Below are 17135 nucleotides of genomic sequence, written 5' to 3'. Positions count from 1 at the left end.
AAGAATATTCTCGTCTACTGCCCTACCCGTCATCGCTCCAGCCGTGGCACCTACTGTACCTCCTGCCAAGGCACCCGCGATAGCTCCCGCCACTGTTCCAATCGAGGCTCCCGCTGCCGCACCAAGAGGGCCAGCAATCACGCCAACTGCCGCACCTGCTTTTCCTCCCGCAGCAGCGCCAGCAACCGCCGTTGCCGCCCCACCCGCTGCTCCACCCATCCCCCCGATGGTAGCGCCGGCTCGCTTTCCATAATTCCGCTTGTCAATCTTTAAAGATCCACACTTTGGACACTGCATTGTCACTCTCCTTCTGCATAACGCCCAGCGTAACCGGTTGGCTTTTCAGCGTCACCGGAAAAACCAGTCCGCGTTGATGCTATGGTTAGGCTCTTATTCATGAAGCCATGGCGCATAACTCAGACCTACCAACACTCCCTCGGGGCTCATAAACCTTGCAACTGTCTGCCCCCAAGGTTCAGTCCGGGATTCATGAACGAACTCCTGCCCCCTTTCCTTCAATTCTTTCACTGCCGCTTCCACTGCAGCTGCGTCCGCCAACTCAAATTCAATTGTAGCTGTCGGCTCAAGAACATGGTCAGGCCATTCCTCCTGCCCAAAACAAGATTGGGCCGCCATAGCGAGGGGCCATACCCCGAAATGATTCGCTCCTGGGAATTTATCCATGAAACGATAATCGTCCATCTTTTCTAGCGGCAGACCTAGCGCATCCTCATACAAGGACGTACTTGCCGCAGGGTCTTTGGTAATTGATGCAAAGCCTGCAATACACTTGATTTCCACTCAATTCCTCCGTGGCTCATGGAGCCTAACACCTGAACTCAGGGGCATTTGCGCTTTGCGATAGCAAGCGGGTGTCGGGTCAAACGTCCCCTGCAGCAACTGGTTAGGCCGCACCGGCTCAACCTTTGATGATTGTGAAAAGAAGCGCGACGATTCATCGGCGGCCTATTCTTCAACACGGCTCGTGGGGTCACGATCTTGGGTGTAGCGCCGGACAGATGGAAACGCCGGCAACCAAGACTCTCGACGGCTCGTCCAGAGTTCGTAGGTCGGGGTTAGTTGATCAGGAAAGTCCAGCGAACCTAGATTGACCTCGATTTCATCTGCGCTGCACGAATAGACCGATGAGCCGCATTGTGGGCAGAAATGACGCTCCTCATAGTTTCTGGTCTCGCCATCGATCATGACTGCGTCTCTGGGAAAAACGGCGGAAGCGTGAAAGAGGGCACCATGGTGCTTGCGGCAGTCAAGACAATGGCACAGGCCGACGCGATAAGGCTGGCCTGATGCCATAATTCGAACGGCACCACATAGGCAACCACCGTTGTATGTGGCCATTCATTGCCTCCAGTGAGCAGTACGCATCCGTGCGGCCTAACGCCTCAATCAGACGCCGCTTCAGCGGTCGTCTGCATTGACTTGTTAGAGTTTTCCATCTGTGTGATTGAAACGGTTAAAGATACGGATGAAACGATCAAAGCAAGTATGGCAATGACAGTCCCGATCCAAAATCTACCCCGCTCCTGGCGAAGTCCGGCCAATACTGAACTCATAAGTGGGAAGTTAACACAGTTCGCATCTTTCCCGACCTTAATAGCGAAAAGATGAACGCTGCTCCCATCTTCTCGCTTATAACCGTACTTTTTATCTAGATGGTAGTACAACCGACCAAAAACGATATCGGCATCTACTCTAAGTTCGTTAGCAATCTTCCTACAATCCACCGGCACATAGATTTTCGAACCACGAGCCTCGTCACCACTTTCGAAAGAAATATAGCTTGAATAATATAAACGATAAACTGTATTTAGAATCTCTAAATCAGTGGGAATGCTCATACCTTTCCTGAAACTCTAACATTTTTAATCGTAGGGGTGCTCAAATTTTCCGCGACTAGTTCCGCAAAGTCCCCCGATTATCTACTTGAAATCCCACGGGTGGTTTCACTTCTCCGTCAATTCGCGAAATCTGAAAACGTGCATGCTCATTTTTTCCGATAACCGTGCCGCATATTGCTTCGAGGCTTTTTTCTATCCTTTTGTTTTTCCAACCAAAACCTTGAGACTATGCGCATTAAGTGAGCACCCACTTTCAGCATTCTCTGCCAGCCCTCGGTGTGCAGCCAGATATACTGTATATAAATCCATATTAGAACGAGCGCTGCAGCACCATCAGGAGGCCCTTGTTGACGTCCCTCCAACGGGCAATCAGTCATTGTTAATCAGGTGGCGCAGAGCTGGCGATGGGGCACAGTGAAAAGAACCGTTCGAGCACCCTACCGGGAGGACATGCCACCCGTGCAAGTCCCTTCCCTGAACATCACGGTGGCGACGTCATCGCTCTCTGGCGGGGAAATATTACAAGTTGGGTAGGCTGGGACTGGGTGCTGCGCGTGGTGTGACATGACGTATTAGCAGCCAAGGTTGTGGCTTTGGCTTGTCACCTGATTCCGTCGTTCGATCAGCATTCCCTCGCCGTACTGCTTGTCACGCCGCCACTTGTCGCAACTCCGCACAGAACCTGACGCCTTGTGCAATCCTAAGTAAGCTTGTTGGTTTTTAGCATAGCCTGCGATCCTGGCCATTTCGACCGGAAGGTGGCGCTAAAACTGGATAGTCTCCCTACGGTGTGAGAGCCCAGGCGATGTTGAAAGGGGACGAGCGCTTACCATCGGCAAACGACAGGTTAGCGAGTAGTAACTGACGGGATGTGATGAAGGGTGGTGATAGCCGGCTCAAAGCGGTGGAGGCTGGTGTGCGCCCCCACAGGGGCCTCGCCGTGGCATAATGCGCCGGCATTTTCTGCTTGAACTCCAGACGGCCCGACCAAGGCGCCACAGGAACACCCCATGCCACGTCTCGACCAACTCCTCGTCAGCCAGGGCCTGGTTCGCTCTCGCACCCGCGCCCAGCGGTTGATCCGCCACGGCCGCGTATCCCGCCAGGATGACGGCAAGGTTTTGACACGCCCCGGGGAGAAGTGCCCCGACGACCTCGCTCTGGTGGTCGCCGAGGACCCGGAGGAGCGTTACATTTCCCGCGCCGGACTCAAGCTGGAAGCAGTGCTCTCGGCGCTGGAACTGTCACTGGACGGCCGCCTGGTGCTGGACGTGGGCCAATCCACCGGGGGCTTTACCGACTGCGCCCTGGCCGGCGGTGCGCGCCACGTCATCGGCATCGAGGTAGGCCACGGACAGCTCGACGATAGCCTGCGGGGCGACGCCCGCGTCAGTTGTCTGGAGGGGCTCAACGCCCGCCACCTTAGCGAAAGCCGCGAACTGGCGACGCTGATGGAGAAAATCGGTCGGCCGGAGGTGGCGGTGATGGACGTGTCCTTTATCTCGCAGACGCTGATCCTGCCGGAGCTGGCGACGCTGCTGGCACGGGACGCCCTGCTGCTGTCTCTGGTGAAGCCCCAGTTTGAGCTGGGGCCTGGTGCGGTGGATCAGCGAGGCGTGGTCAGCGACCCACGCCGCTACGCCGAGGTCGAGCAGCGCATCCGCGACTGCTGCGCCTCGGTCGGCTTCGAGATCCTGCACTGGCAGGAAAGTCCGATCCTTGGTGGCGACGGCAATCGCGAGTTTCTGCTACAGGCCCGCCGGCGCTAGCGATAGGCTGTGCGACGTGTCATGCGACGGGCTATGCGACATGCCATGCAACGGGCTGTGCGACATGCCATGCAGCAGGCCTTACAGCAGACCATGTAGCCTTTCGCCAGCGACCGCGGTCGGTCGCCCTCAGCGCCCGCCGGCGTCTCCGCCCCCATCGCTGCCGCCGCCATCCCCGATACCGACGTCACCCGGGTCACCCTTGGCCCCGGGGGGCGGATGGCCTTCCTGAGGGTCGCCCTTGACCCGATGCACGCCCTTCCACACGTCGCGCTGCCCCGAGCGTCGAATGTGTACATCGAGCTGGTCGAAGGCGATACGGATGCCATGCTCGGAGAACATGTCGCCGATGCGGCCGTTGAGCTCGTCGGTGGCCAGCAGTCGATCCCCCAGGGCATTCACGTAGATGCGCAGTTCGTACTCCATGGTGCTGGCGGTGTAGGCCATGAAGTAGATCTCGGGGGGCGGGTCGGACAGCACCCGCTCGTTCTCCTCGGCGGCCTGCTCGAGCAGGCGATGCACCAGGCTGCGATCGGCGTCGTGGCTGACCCCATACTTCAACGTCACCCGCGTCACACTGTCCGACAGTGACCAGTTGATCAGCTGGTCGGTGACGAAGGTCTTGTTGGGGATGATGATCTCCTTGCGATCGAAGTCGGTGACCGTGGTCGCGCGGATACGAATCCGGCTCACCGTACCGGTAAGGTTGCCCAGGGTAATGGTGTCGCCGATGCGTACAGGCCGCTCGAACAGGATGATCAGACCCGAGATGAAGTTGGCAAAGATCTCCTGAAGACCGAAACCGAGACCCACACCAAGAGCCGCTACCAGCCACTGCAACTTGGCCCATGACACCCCGAGTGCGCCCAGGGTCATCACCGTACCGGTGCCGACGATGGTGTAGGACAACAGCGAACTGATGGCGTAGGCGCTGCCCTGCTTGAGCTCCAGGCGCGACAGCACCATCACCTCGAGCAGACCCGGCAGGTTGCGCGCCAGCATCATGGTCACCCCGGCGATGAACAAGGCCACCAGCACGTCGCCGACACTCAGGTTGTCCTCCAGCGCCTCGCCACCCTCTCCGGTGGCGCCTTCCACCAGGGTGACGTTGTCGAGGTAGCCGATGACCCCGAGGAAATCGGTCCAGACCAGATACAGCAAGGCGGCGAAGCCGATGGTCAGCAGCAGCTTGGACAGCCTCAGCGACTGCTGGTTGACCTGCTCCATGTCCAGCGGCGGCTCTTCGACGATATCGAGGCCACGGTCGTTGTCGTCCTGGGCCAGGGCTCGCCGGCGAGCCAGCGCACGACGATAGGCCAGACGCCGGGCCGCCACCGCCAGTCCGCGGACCACCGCCGCCTCGACCAGGATCCACACGCCCAGCAGGTACAACGAGATCACGAAGCGGCTGACCAGGCTCAACGCCGAGTAGACGTAGCCATAAAGCACGGCGCCACCCAGCACCACCGGCACCATCGCCAGCGCCAGCCCCAGCACCAGGCGAAAGAGCTTCACCCCGAAGAAGGGGGTGTGGGCCATGATCAGCTTGCTGAGCGCCACGCTCATGCCGATCAGCCCCAGCAGCAACAGCCCGAGCCCCAGCGGGCGCTGGTTGAAGGTCACCGCAGCGTCCCTGGCAAGCGGCGCGATCAGCAGCACCGGCGCCATGCTGACGCCAAGCCACAAGAGCCACCAGCGCAGCTTGCCCACGTACTTGACCGGCCAGTGGAAATGACGTGTCGCCACGCCGTCGCTGACCAGCAGTCGACGCGACCAGGCGACCACGCCCCAGGCCAGTGAAAGCTGCAGTACCGAGTAGCCGACATCCGCGGCCACCTCGGAGCCACCGAGGGTCAACAGCAGGCCGAAGGCCACCAGGCACAGCGGTCCTGGTGCGGCCACCAGGGCGTTCAGCGCCACCGCCTTGGGCGTATGCAGCTGAGAATCGTAGCGAAGTCGACCGATCTGGTCGTGCAGGGTGACCAGTCGACGCATGATCGCGCGCCTGAGCGCCAGCAGCAGCAACACCACCAGCAGTACCGGGACCGCTACCCAGGCACCAGGCCCCGGCCAGCGCCAGTTGTGAGGCAGGATCTGGCGCCACTCGCCTTCCCGCCACTCCATCATCAGGTTCTGGGGGATCTTCATCAGCCAGCCGAGATCGATGGGCCTGGCGTTAGCCACCCAGAACAGCTGTTCGTCGATGCTGGTGCGCAACTGCGCACTGATGTCGAGCAACTGCTGCTGGTTGAGCTGCATATCGATGGCAGCCGTGAGGATCTGACCGTAGGTGGGCTCTAGCTGGCTGATCAGCTCACGCCGAGAATTGAACAGCTGCACCAGCGGCTCCACCAGGGGCTCGGGCTCATCCACCTCGGCCTGCGCCAACACCTCCCTTGCCAGTGCCTCCGGGGAGCGCAAGGCGTCGCGTTCGCTGTCGAGTTCGAACTGCGCCAGGCGTACATCGGCGATCTCGTCACGCAGGCCCGGCCGTGGCTGCACTTCGGGCAGCGATCCGCGCTGCTCACGCAGGATGCGCGACAACAGTACACTGCCGCGCACCGCCTCGATGTTCTGGGTCAGCCCCTGCTGCAGGCGACGCACCCGTTCGAGCTGGCGACGCACTTCGAGTCCGTCACGCACCAGATCGTTGGCTCGCGAGGTGGCGTTGAGCAAGTCCTTGGAGAGCTGACGGTTGGTGGTCTGGGCCGCCTGAATCACCGGATGCCGTGAGATGGCCTCTGGCTCATCGCGTACCGCCTCGGCGATGGCCCGCTCGGTCTGCTCGCGGCGCAGTCGATCGAGCCGACCCTGCAGCGCGGAGACCCAGGCCTCCTCGCTTGCCGCCTCCAGTTTCAACAGCGCGAGGCGCTGCTGCAGCACCTCACGCATACGTGTATTGGTATTGAGCTGACGCTGGTGCAGCTCGAGCTGAGCCTCGGCCAGAGCCTGGCGCGCCCGCGCCGCCACCCGCAAGGGGGCATCTTCCGGCACGTCACGACGATTGAGGTCTTCGAGCTTGACCCTCGCCTCATCCATCTCCCGATTGGCCTCGGTGATGGCCTGTTGCGCCCGCTCCGGCAGCGTCTGGGCCCCCAGCAACTGGCTCTGCACACTGGTCAGGGTATCCTGGGTCGACTGCAGCACTCGGGTGGCGTCGCTCAGGCGCTGCTCGACGGCCGGCATCTTCAGCCCCTCGAGCTCAGCCAGATTGTGCGACTCGCCTTCTTCACTCTGGCGCAGCGCTTCCTCAAGCGCCGCCAGCCGTTCGGGTGCCTCCTCGATACGCCGCTCTAGACTCTCCAGGTCACGCTCGACCTCGGCCAATTTCTCCACCGCATCGATCGCCTCTGACAGCGCATCGATCTCTTCCTGCGCCGTGGCGCTTGGCGGATCGCTGGCATTGGCGACGCGCTCGTCAAGGCGCGACTGCAGCTCTTGCTTGTCCGGCAGCCTCTTCTCGGGCGCTTCCTGGGCCACCACCGCAGATACCGACAGCAGAGACAGCAGCAACACCAGCAAGAGGGGGAGTATTCGGAACAGCGAAGAAGGCGAGCTGGGCATCTTAAGAGAACTTCCTGTCGCAGCGTGGAGGAGGCGAGATTCTCAACCCAGTGTGTCAGTATGGCAATCCAGTGCAAGATTCTTCCACGAAGTTGACTCGCTGCGCCGCCATGGTAGAACAACGCCTCCACCTGTCGAATGGATTCACCCTATGACCCGCCCCGCCGTCCGTTCCTCCCTGTTCCCTTCCCTGCTGGCGCTTGCCATCAGTGGACAGGCCGTCGCCGACGGCGGCCTGACCGACGCCGAGCGCGCGGCCAAGGAGGCGCGTATCGAGGCCCTGAAGGCTGAGCTCGCCAAGCTGGAAAATGAACTCGACGATGACGAGGCCCAGCGCGAGGGTGCACAGGCCGTGGCCGTCAGTAGCGCCGGCACTTCATCGACGGTCAACACCGAAGCCCCCGACACCACCGGTCTGCCCGCCTCCGAGGAGATCGTTGCACGTGCCTCGGGCAAGCCCATCGAGGAGACCGTCGAGGAGCGTCGTCAGCTGGAGCAGGAGTCCGAGAGCAACCCGTTCTCGATCACCACCCACCGGCGCAACTACATCCTGCCGATCAGCTACAACACCAACCCGAATTCCGGCGCCTTTCGTGCCGGTGAAGACGATGCTGACATGGACAACACCGAACTCAAGTTTCAGTTCAGTGCCAAGTTCAACATCGCCGAGGACGTGCTGTTCGACAACGCCGACCTCTACTTCGCCTACACCCAGAAGAGCTGGTGGCAGGCCTACAACAGCGACGAGTCCTCGCCATTTCGCGAGACCAACTACGAGCCTGAGTTCTTCATCGACTTCCAGAACGACACCACCCTGTGGGGCTGGACCAACGTCAACAACCGCATCTCGCTCAATCACCAGTCCAATGGCCGCTCGGACCCGCTGTCTCGCAGCTGGAACCGGGTCATCGGCACCACTTCCTGGATCAACGACGAGTGGGCGCTGGCAGTCTCGCCGTTCTGGCGCATCCCGGAAGACGATAGTGATGACGACAACCCCGACATCGAGGACTACGTGGGTTATGCCGACGTCACCGTGGCCCGGCAGATGTTCGACACCCACGAAGCCAGCCTGCTGATGCGCGGCAACCCCGACGAAGGCAACTACGGCACCCAACTCGACTACTCCTGGCCGCTGTTCGGCAAGGTGCGTGGCCACGTGCAGTACTACTATGGCTACGGCGAGAGCCTTATCGACTACGACGAGCGCGTCAATCGCCTGGGTATCGGCTTCAGCATGAACCCGCTGTTCTCGGCGGGCGGCTTCAATCCGTGATGCCGGCGGCGGCCAATTGTGCTTCTTTGCACGGTCGGCCGCCGGCCATTGCCGTGACTGCTATTCTGATGCGAGCATGAACGGGTAAAGATTCATCCTTGGTACAATTAATCCACCTGCGTCAAAGGAAGACACGATGGCTACACGAAGCTCCAGCACCACCGCCAGCAAGTCCAACGCCAAGAGCGCTGCAAGCGACGCGGACACCAGCAGCTCCAGCGCCTCCACCGAGCAGCTCAGGGACGACCTCAAGCAGCTGTCGAGCACCCTCGAAGACCTGCTGAGCGCCACCGCCGACGACTCCAGCGAGACCGTCAAGGAATGGCGCAGCAAGGCAGAGGCGCGACTGAAGGATACCCGTGCTCGCCTCGAAGCCACTGGAGAGCGCGTCTATCGTCAGACCCGCGACAGCGTCACCGACCAGGTCGATGCCTGTGATCGCTACGTCCACGACAACCCCTGGAAGAGCATCGGCATCGGTGCTGCCGTCGGCTGCATCGTCGGTATGCTGATCGGGCGGCGCTGATGGCAGACAGCCAAGGACCGGCACAACGGCTATTCGGGGCGGGCAAGCGGGTCCTCTCGACCCTGATCGCCACCGGCGAGACGCGCCTGCGTCTCGCCGTTCTGGAACTCGAGGAAGAACGCGCTCGACTGGTAACCCTGGCCCTGTTGCTGGGGCTGAGCATGGTGCTGTTGATGCTCGGCATCGCCACCCTGACGGCCTTCGTCGTGGTGCTGTTCTGGAACTCCTTCCGGCTTACCGCCATCGCCGTATGCGCGGCGGTGCTTCTGGCAGGAGGCGTCGGGCTGGCCCTGGCGGCGATGCGCCTGGCACGCCGTCGCACGCTGCTGGTCAGCACCTTGAAGCACCTGGCCCTGGATCGAGAGCTTGCCGAAGAATCGATGCGGCCGGACGTCGATGAGCCACATCGTCGATGAGCCGCCATCTTTCTGCCGACACGTCAGGGAGCAATGCCATGAGCCGCGATGACCGCCGTGCGAGCCCCTCTCGCGCCGAGCGCAAGGCCGAACTCGAGGCCACCATCGAACAGCAGCGGCTGGACATCCTGCTGGCCTCGCGCCGTTTCCATCTTGCCGGAGAGCGCATCGACGCCGGCTGGCAGGCCCTCAGTCGCTATCGCACGCCGGCCCTGCTTGCCGCCGGCACGGCGCTGATTCCCGTGCTGCGCCACCCCGGCCGACTGGCTCGCTGGGGTCGCAAGCTGGTGGTGACCGGTCTCGCCATCCAGCGCGTCAGGCGCCTGGTCAAGCGCTGACAGGACACCGCCACCCCACTGTCCAGCTCTACAGCACCCAGCCCCTCTGCGCCCAGACCTTCAGCACCCCAACCTTCAGCGCCCAGAACTTCAATCAAGAAAGGTTGTTGTTGCAGCGACTACCAAGACCGTATACAAAACAACGTCAATATCCCCTGGTGAACAACGCAATTCACTGCACAAAGCTGTGCTAAAGTCGTTGTTCTAGTTCATCAAATTCACGGGGCGAATTGCGATGCGGATGTTGTCGCTTTACAGCATCAAGGGGGGCGTGGGCAAGACGGCGTCGGCGGTCAATCTAGCCTGCGAAGCCGCCGCCTGTGGCCACAGGGTGCTGCTGTGGGACCTGGATCCCCAGGCGGCAACGACGTTCTATCTGAAGATCAAGCCCAAGATCCGCGGTGGCGTCGAGAAGCTGGTGAAAGGCAAGGCGGCCTTCAACAAGGTCATCCGCTCGACCAACGTGGATGGCCTCGATGTGCTGCCGGCCTCGCTGGACTCCCGCGAGATGGACCAGCTGCTCGAGCATCATGGCTCCAGTCATCTGCGTCAGATCCTCGGCAAGGTACGCGACGAGTACGATCTGGTCATCCTGGACTGCCCACCGACGCTGTCCCACATGTCCGAGAACATGTTCACCAGCGTCGACGCCCTGCTGGTGCCGGTGGTGCCTTCCACCCTTTCGCTACGCACCCTGGAGCAACTCGAGACCTTCCTCGACGACCAGGACCTGGTCTGCCCGCTGTGGCCCTTCATCACCCTGGCCGATCGTCGCCGCACCATGCATCGCGAGGTGATGGAAAGCTTCGGCAAGCGCTGGCCGCTACGGCTGTCCAGCGTCATCCCGGCGGCAAGTGCGGTGGAGCGCATGGGGTTGGAGCGCGCCCCAGTACGCCACTTCGCCCCCTATACCCCAGCGTGTCGCGCCTACGCCAGCCTGTGGAAGGAGATCGAACAGCGCCTGGCCTGATTGAACGGCCCGAGGCTTGTTCTCGGGCGCGCCCTCAGGGCCGCCCTGGGTCTTTTTCAGCGCTATTGCGGAGCCTTCATCAGTGTCACGGCCTCATTGATCCTGGCCTCGAGACGCTCCAGGCGCGGCTTGCGACATAGCGCCTGCACCCGCTTGAGGTTCTGCTCTGTCTGCGCCTCGTGGTGCGCGTGCAGCAGCATGAAGCCGCGTAGATGGCGAGGCGCGGTGGCCCTGGGTGAGGCCTGCTCGAGCGCTGCCTCCAGGCGATCCAGGGTTTCTTCCTCGGTATGCAAGAGCGCCGCCGTGGTCAGCACGTCGCCCCTCACCAGGTCGTCGTGGAGATCGCCAAAGGCATCCTGAAAGGTCTTCAGCTCTTCCTCGAGCTCGGCGAAGACCTCGCCCTGCTCCCGCCAGGGACGCAGCAGGTAGCGCAGCCGCTTGCCGGTAATACGCGGCCGGTGCAGCGTCTCTTCTTCCTCGCGCCCTTTTACCGCTGCGAGCTCCTCAAGCCAGCCCTCACCAAGCCGGGCCAGCACCTGGGCCGAGGCGTCACCAAACCGAGGCTCCTTGCCGGCCTTGTTGCTGCCTTTTTTCTTGTCCTTGTTCTTGTCCTTCTTCTTGCTGTCCTTGTCTTTGCCCTTGTCCTTGAGAGCGGCCTTGCCGGCAGCCTCGCGCAGGCGGGTGTCGAGCAGCGGAAACCCCGCCACACTGGCGTCGATGGAGGCGTACGCCTGTTCCACCTGCGCCGCCAGGCGCTCCCGCCACCAGCCGATGGCGCCACGCTCCGGCGCTCCCGTCGTCTCGGCCACACTATCGAGCCAGGCCAGCATCACCTCACCGTCACGAGCGTCGTTGGTGGCTCGCGCCAGCGCCGTCAACTGGCGCAACAGCGCCTTGTCGATCGCAAACCCCGGCTGATCGCCAAACTCCTTGATGGTGCTGCGCAGGCGCCTCAAGGCCACCCGAAAATCGTGCAGCCCTTCGCTGTCCTCGGGGTCCTGGATGCGCGGATAGGCCTGACGAGCCTCATCGAGCATCTCAAGGATGACGGCTTCAAGCACCGTCCCCAGCCGCCGTTGTCCCAGCGCCTTGGCCATACACTCTCTCCTGAACAAGAAATAGATGATGCATTCAAGCGTAGCGCAGAAACTCAGCGATCCGACAGTCCGCCGGCCAGGCGCATCAGGCGTACCGCCTCGGCGCGATAGCCGTAGCGGTCCTTGCCCTTGCTGGCCTCTGCCAGCGCGATAGCCTCATCCCACCCCCAGTCGCCCAGGTAGCGATCGTCACCCAGCAGCTGGCCGAAGCCGGCGATGGCGGCGGCGAAGGACGCCTCGCTGTCGGCTGTCGTCAGGCCTGGCGAGATCGGCGTTTCGATCAGGCGGCTTTGCGACTCCCCCGGCACCTTGTAGCGCAGCGCCACATGCCCCAGCTCGTCATGCTGGCCCCCCGTCACTTGCTGTCCCTGCTGATAGCGGGATGGCCGGGTCAGGGCAGCGCTCGAGCCCACCGGGGCAATCTCGTAGAGCGCCGTCACCTGATGACCCGCGCCGATATCGCCGGCATCGACACGGTCGTTGCGGAAGTCCTCCCGCCTGAGCGCTCGGGTCTCGTAGCCGATCAAGCGATACTCCTGCACCCGCGCCGGATTGAATTCGACCTGCACCTTGACGTCGTTGGCGATGGGCTCGAGCGACGCCGCCAGTTGGTCCACCAGCACCTTCTGCGCCTCGGCCAGGCTGTCGATATAGGCGGCCTGGCCGTTGCCATGCTGGGCCAGCGACTGCATCACGGCGTCGTCGAGATTACCTCGGCCAAAGCCCAGCACCGACAGATACACTCCGCCCTCACGCCGGTCGGCGATAAAGCGCTCTAGCGCCTCGGGATCACTCAGCCCCAGATTGAAATCGCCGTCGGTGGCCAGCAGCACCCGGGTCGCCTCGTCCTCGCCGTTCATCTGCCCCGCCAGCCGATAGGCCTGGCTCAGGCCGGCTTCGCCGGCGGTACCACCGCTGGGCGCCAGGCTCTCGAGCGCTTGCATGATCTCCTCTGTGTTCGATGCCGCAGTCGGTGCCAGTGCCACCCCGGCGCTGCCGGCGTAGGTGACGATGGCGACCTCGTCGTCGTCATTCAGCTCACCCAGCAACAGCGACATGGAGCGCTTGAGCAAGGGCAGCTTGTCTGGCGAGCGCATCGAGCCGGAGGTGTCGATCAGCAGCACCAGGTTGACCGGCGAGCGGGGCCCAGGCGTGGCCGCCCTGCCCTGCAGCGCCACCCGCACCAGCTGACGCTCGGGATTCCACGGCGAGGCAAAGACATCGACCATAGGGCGAAACGCCTCGGCGTCCGGCTGGGGGTAGTCGTAGCCGAAGTAGTTGATCATCTCCTCGATACGCACCGCCTGGGGCGGCGGCAACTGTCCCTGCATCAGCGAAGAACGCACCACCGCGTAGCTTGCCGTGTCCACGTCCACCGAGAAGGTCGACACCGGCGTCTCGGCGGTCACCCTGACACTCGAGGCGTCGAACTCGGGATAGGCTTCCGAGGAGGCGGTGGGCATCTGGACCGAAGGTCCCGGGCTCGGCAAGGGCGCTATCCGTGCGACCTCCTGACTCGGCATCAGGCCGCGCATCTCCATCGATGTCGAAGGAGAGAGCGACGTCGATGGTGAAGAAGAGAGCGCGGGAGATCGCGACACAGAGAGCCTCGGTGCCTCGGCCAACTGAGTGACCTGCCCCGCAGACTTGCTTTCCGTCTCGACAGCCGTCACGACGGCCGTATCAAGGGGCATGTCACCGGCCATCTGGTCTGCCACCGGTCCTGTCTTGCTCGCCACAATCGCCAGACGTTCGCCCTCGGTCGACTCAGGGGCAGACTCGGGCTTGCTGGCTGTTCGAGGTGGCGAGACGGCCATCTCGGCATCCTGGCTCGGCTCGGGCCCTGTCATGGCGTCGAAGTCCTGGCCCTGGGGCCACAGCAGGTAAAGCCCCAGTGACAGCGCCGCCAGCGAGGCGGCCGCAGCCACTGATGGTCGACGATGCAATGGGCGACGATGCAATGGGCGACGGTGTGACGGGCTGTGGCTAAGCGATCGGTTCATGCTGGCATCCCTCCGGGGTGAACGCGGCCGCGACCTGATGTCATCGCGACCTTCCCCCGAGAGACGTGGCTCGGCGTTGGACTCTTGGTCGGCGGCCTGACGTTGATCGAACCGGTCAAGCGCCGCCTTTAGATGCCCGGACTTCACCTCCGCCTCCGGCACGGGTGCCGATGACAAGGCCCGTTCGAGGCGCTTCAGCTCATCACTCATCTTTCCTCCTCCGCCTGGGCCAGCGCGCTCAATTGTCGTTTCACCTCGCTCATGCGCCAGGCCACGGTACCTTCTGAAACCTCCAGCACCTCGGCCACCTGCGCCTGGGTCATGCCTTCGCCCAGGGACAGCGCCACGGTGTCACGCAGGTCAGTCGATAGCGTCGCCATCGCCCTGGCGAGCCAGCGCTGTTCATCGTCGCGCTGTCGATTGCGCTGGTGTCGGCCACGCTCCCAGGCCTCCCAGCCCTCGGCAGCCTTGCGCCGCGTGGCTTGCTGCCGGCGACGATCGTGGGCGGCGTTGACCGCGACCCGATAGAGCCAGGTGGTAAAGGCGGCGCGCCCATCGAAGCGGATTAGCTTGTCGGGCAACGCAAGACAGATGTCCTGGGTCAGATCCTCGGCCTCGGCGCGGCTGCCGGTCAGCCGCCAGGCCAGCGCAAACAGCCGGTCGTAGTGGCGAGACAGCAGGCACGCAAAGGCCTCACGCTCGCCTCCGGCGGCGCCCTTCACCAGTTCTACATCCGTTGGCGCCCGGGTTTCGGGCTCTTGAATCGACAAGTGGCCGCTCCTCGCGGTCGGGCTCTCGGAAATACACATCAGCCCACAGGGGGGCATCTACATGTAAAGACGTCGCTGGTAGCCGATTCCTTGGGCGGCTGAGAAAAAAAGTGGCGGACAGGGATCGCTTGAACAGGAAGCCTCCACGTCTGCAAACGGTAGTAGCACAAAAAGAGGCGGCCCGTAGGCCGCCTCCCCCGCGATTTACCACCTGGGCTTGCGCTCAGGTCCAGGACGCCAGGTACCGCGGCGTCCTGGCTTTGCTGCCTTGCGCTCCTCAGGAGGGCAGCGTACCGGCGCTCTTGTGGCGCCAGCGTTGCACGCCCCAGATCGCCGCGCCCAGTCCCAGGCCGATCAAGTCGGTGACGAGGCCACCGGAGATCATCGCCAGGGCGGCTGCCCCAAGCACCACACGCTGGAGCAGATTCGCCGGAGCCGCCAGGAAATAGCCCTGAAGCGCCGCCGCCAGCAGATAGATGCCGATACCGGCGGTGATCGCCACCCTCAGGATCGCCCACCAGGCCCCCTGCATCAGAAGCTCGGGGCTGTAGAAGAACATGAAGGGCACGATGAACGCCGCCAGGCCGAACTTGAACGAAGTGGCCGCGGTCTTCAGCGCATTGGTGTTGGAGATCGCCGCCGCCGCGTAGCCGGCCAGCGCCACTGGTGGCGTGATCGCGGACAGAACCGCGTAGTAGAACACGAAGAAGTGTGACACCAGCGGCGAGATACCGATCTGCTGAAGCCCCGGCGCCACCACCGACGCCGCCACCGCGTAGGCCGCCGTGGTCGGCATGCCCATGCCAAGCAGAATCGAGATGCACATGGCGAAGAACAGCGCCAGGAAGTGGCTGGTGTCGGCCAGCCCCAGCAGCATGGAGGCAAAGCGCGCACCGACGCCGGTCAGCGAGATCACGCCGACGATGATGCCGGCACAGGCGCACACTGCGATCAAGGGCACCGACATTCGGGCCCCCAGTTCCAGCGCCCGCAGCAAGGCCTTGGGCCCCATCCAGTGCGGCGTCAGCCAGGACACCACGGCGGCGCTGGCCATCGCCAGGGTGCCGGCACGGATCACCGAATAGCCCATGAACAGGGTGGTGATCAGGATGATGATCGGCAGGAACAGATAGACCCGCTTGAGCATCTCGGTGACCAGCGGCAACTGGTCCTTGGGCAGACCCTGCATGCCGTCGCGGCGGGCTTCCAGGTCCACCATCAGATAGATGGCGAGGAAGTACAGCGCCGCCGGTATCAGCGCGGCGAAGGCGATCTCGGTATAGGGGATGCCGGTGATCTCGGCCATGATAAAGGCGCCGGCGCCCATGATCGGCGGCACGATCTGGCCACCGGTGGAAGCTGCCGCTTCGATGCCGCCCGCGCTGAGCGGATGGTAGCCCACCCGCTTCATCAACGGGATGGTCAGCGAGCCTGTGGCCACCACATTGCCCGCCGAGGTGCCGTTGATCATGCCCATCAGCCCCGAGGCGAACACCGCCACCTTGGCCGGGCCACCGCGCGAACGCCCGGCCACGGCGAAGGCGAAGTTGACGAAGTAGTCCCCGACCTTGGAGGCCTGCAGAAAGGCGGCGAAGGTGATGAACAGGATGATGTAGGTGGACGACACCGCGGTGGTCGGCCCCAGCACCCCGCTGTCGGTGTACAGGTAGGTGAAGAAGCGCTTGGCCGTGTAGCCGTCATGTTCGAGGATGCCCGGCAGGTAGGGCCCGGCAAAGGCGTAGAGCAGGAAGACACTGGTGATGGCGATCAGCGCCAGACCGGCGATACGCCGGGTCAGCTCCATGATCAACAGCACCCCACTGGCCGAGACCAGCAGTTCAGGCGTGCCCACCAGCGGAGTGCCCGCCGCCATGCGCCAGCGTCCCAGTACGAAGATCAGAAAGGCCGCCACCACCAGCGCCGATACCATCAGCGCCAGATCCGGCCAGTGAATGCGATCACCACGACTGGGAAAGCACCAGCTCGATACCACCCCCGCCACGCTGGCGATCGCCAGCGCCACCGCCAGATGCAGCGGCAGCCAGTTGGTCACCGCCACACCAGGGCCTTCACTCAGCCCCCACAGGGCCAGCGCGCAGGCACCCGCGTAGCCACTGGCGAGTGCCGTGATCAGCGCAGCGAGACGTTCGAGTCCTGCTGGCCTTGAGCCCTTGCCGGCCCCGCCTTCAGGGTCCACCGACATCGCTGCGGTGATGGCAAAGCCGACCATCAGTCCACCGGCGATGTGCAGAATGCGAAAGGTCCAGGTCTCGATCGGCGCGATATTCAGCGCGTAGAGGTGCATCGCGGTAAACAGCACGCAGCCGAGCATCACTGTCCTGCCGACCAGCCCGCCGAGGACGCGCTCGTTGTGGGCACGGGGCAGCTCGTCGGCGCCATCCGCCACCACCGTCTGAAGCGGAGCCACCTCGTCGGCGGGCTCCGGTTGTCTTGTCGTTGTCATCTCGCTGTACCTCAGGTCACGAGGGCCGAGGCCCTGGCGGACCCCGGCTCACGAGCTTCAAGGGCCGACCGTCTCAGACGGCC

14 protein-coding genes are annotated in these 17135 nt (G+C 63.1%); 6 read left to right on the top strand and 8 right to left on the bottom strand.

The genetic code is table 11. The features are described from left to right. Positions 1-390 precede the first annotated feature (390 nt). From NFG57_RS06970 to NFG57_RS06960, 3 genes are all read right to left on the bottom strand, one after another. Positions 391-801, bottom strand: a complete 411-nt coding sequence (locus tag NFG57_RS06970) for a VOC family protein (protein ID WP_348815770.1) — start codon at positions 799-801, stop codon at positions 391-393. A gap of 165 nt (positions 802-966) precedes the next feature. After that, positions 967-1314 carry a GFA family protein gene (locus NFG57_RS06965; protein ID WP_261395562.1) on the bottom strand — a complete coding sequence of 116 codons (348 nt, stop codon included), beginning with the start codon at positions 1312-1314 and terminating at the stop codon, positions 967-969. Between the two features lie 89 nt (positions 1315-1403). Continuing rightward, positions 1404-1859, bottom strand: a complete 456-nt coding sequence (locus NFG57_RS06960; RefSeq protein ID WP_348815768.1) for a hypothetical protein — start codon at positions 1857-1859, stop codon at positions 1404-1406. Between the two features lie 1010 nt (positions 1860-2869). On the opposite strand from NFG57_RS06960, the gene NFG57_RS06955 reads away from it, so the two are divergent. Next, positions 2870-3628 (top strand): TlyA family RNA methyltransferase, encoded by a 759-nt coding sequence (locus NFG57_RS06955; protein ID WP_348815767.1) that lies wholly within the window; start codon positions 2870-2872, stop codon positions 3626-3628. A gap of 129 nt (positions 3629-3757) precedes the next feature. Here NFG57_RS06955 and mscK read toward each other — a convergent pair whose 3' ends face one another. Continuing rightward, on the bottom strand, positions 3758-7192 hold the full coding sequence (gene mscK / locus NFG57_RS06950; RefSeq protein WP_045993307.1) for a mechanosensitive channel MscK: 3435 nt from the start codon (positions 7190-7192) through the stop codon (positions 3758-3760). A gap of 151 nt (positions 7193-7343) precedes the next feature. On the opposite strand from mscK, the gene NFG57_RS06945 reads away from it, so the two are divergent. The 5 genes from NFG57_RS06945 to NFG57_RS06925 all read left to right on the top strand — a co-directional run bounded on the left by NFG57_RS06945 (position 7344) and on the right by NFG57_RS06925 (position 10718). Further along, positions 7344-8468 (top strand): phospholipase A, encoded by a 1125-nt coding sequence (locus tag NFG57_RS06945; protein ID WP_348815766.1) that lies wholly within the window; start codon positions 7344-7346, stop codon positions 8466-8468. 136 nt (positions 8469-8604) lie between these two features. Beyond that, a complete protein-coding gene (locus NFG57_RS06940) occupies positions 8605-8994 on the top strand; it encodes a YqjD family protein (RefSeq protein ID WP_045993309.1) in 390 nt (129 codons plus the stop codon). Next, positions 8994-9410, top strand: coding sequence for a phage holin family protein (locus tag NFG57_RS06935; protein WP_045993310.1), 417 nt, complete (start codon positions 8994-8996; stop codon positions 9408-9410). The genes NFG57_RS06940 and NFG57_RS06935 overlap by 1 nt, the downstream gene beginning before the upstream one ends. Positions 9411-9448: 38 nt before the next feature. Beyond that, positions 9449-9748, top strand: a complete 300-nt coding sequence (locus NFG57_RS06930) for a YqjK-like family protein (RefSeq protein ID WP_045993311.1) — start codon at positions 9449-9451, stop codon at positions 9746-9748. A gap of 235 nt (positions 9749-9983) precedes the next feature. After that, complete coding sequence (locus NFG57_RS06925) at positions 9984-10718, top strand: ParA family protein (RefSeq protein WP_124804312.1); 735 nt, start codon at positions 9984-9986, stop codon at positions 10716-10718. Positions 10719-10780: 62 nt separating this feature from the next. Here the strand turns inward: NFG57_RS06925 and NFG57_RS06920 are convergent, their stop codons facing one another. The 4 genes from NFG57_RS06920 to NFG57_RS06905 all read right to left on the bottom strand — a co-directional run bounded on the left by NFG57_RS06920 (position 10781) and on the right by NFG57_RS06905 (position 16920). Then, entirely contained in the window at positions 10781-11815 is a 1035-nt protein-coding gene (locus tag NFG57_RS06920; protein ID WP_348815765.1) for a CHAD domain-containing protein, read from the bottom strand. A 53-nt stretch (positions 11816-11868) separates the two neighbouring features. Continuing rightward, a complete protein-coding gene (locus NFG57_RS06915; RefSeq protein WP_348815764.1) occupies positions 11869-13818 on the bottom strand; it encodes a VWA domain-containing protein in 1950 nt (649 codons plus the stop codon). 206 nt (positions 13819-14024) lie between these two features. Continuing rightward, positions 14025-14588 carry an RNA polymerase sigma factor gene (locus NFG57_RS06910; protein WP_348815763.1) on the bottom strand — a complete coding sequence of 188 codons (564 nt, stop codon included), beginning with the start codon at positions 14586-14588 and terminating at the stop codon, positions 14025-14027. A 277-nt stretch (positions 14589-14865) separates the two neighbouring features. After that, positions 14866-16920: a TRAP transporter fused permease subunit gene (locus NFG57_RS06905; RefSeq protein WP_261395561.1), complete on the bottom strand. Its 2055-nt coding sequence runs from the start codon at positions 16918-16920 to the stop codon at positions 14866-14868. Positions 16921-17135: the final 215 nt, after the last annotated feature.

Source organism: Halomonas sp. H10-59, assembly GCF_040070555.1.
In the GTDB taxonomy this organism is placed as follows: domain Bacteria; phylum Pseudomonadota; class Gammaproteobacteria; order Pseudomonadales; family Halomonadaceae; genus Halomonas; species Halomonas litopenaei.
Note: the sequence above shows the minus strand (reverse complement) of the source record. Positions and strands in the feature narration are given on the sequence as shown.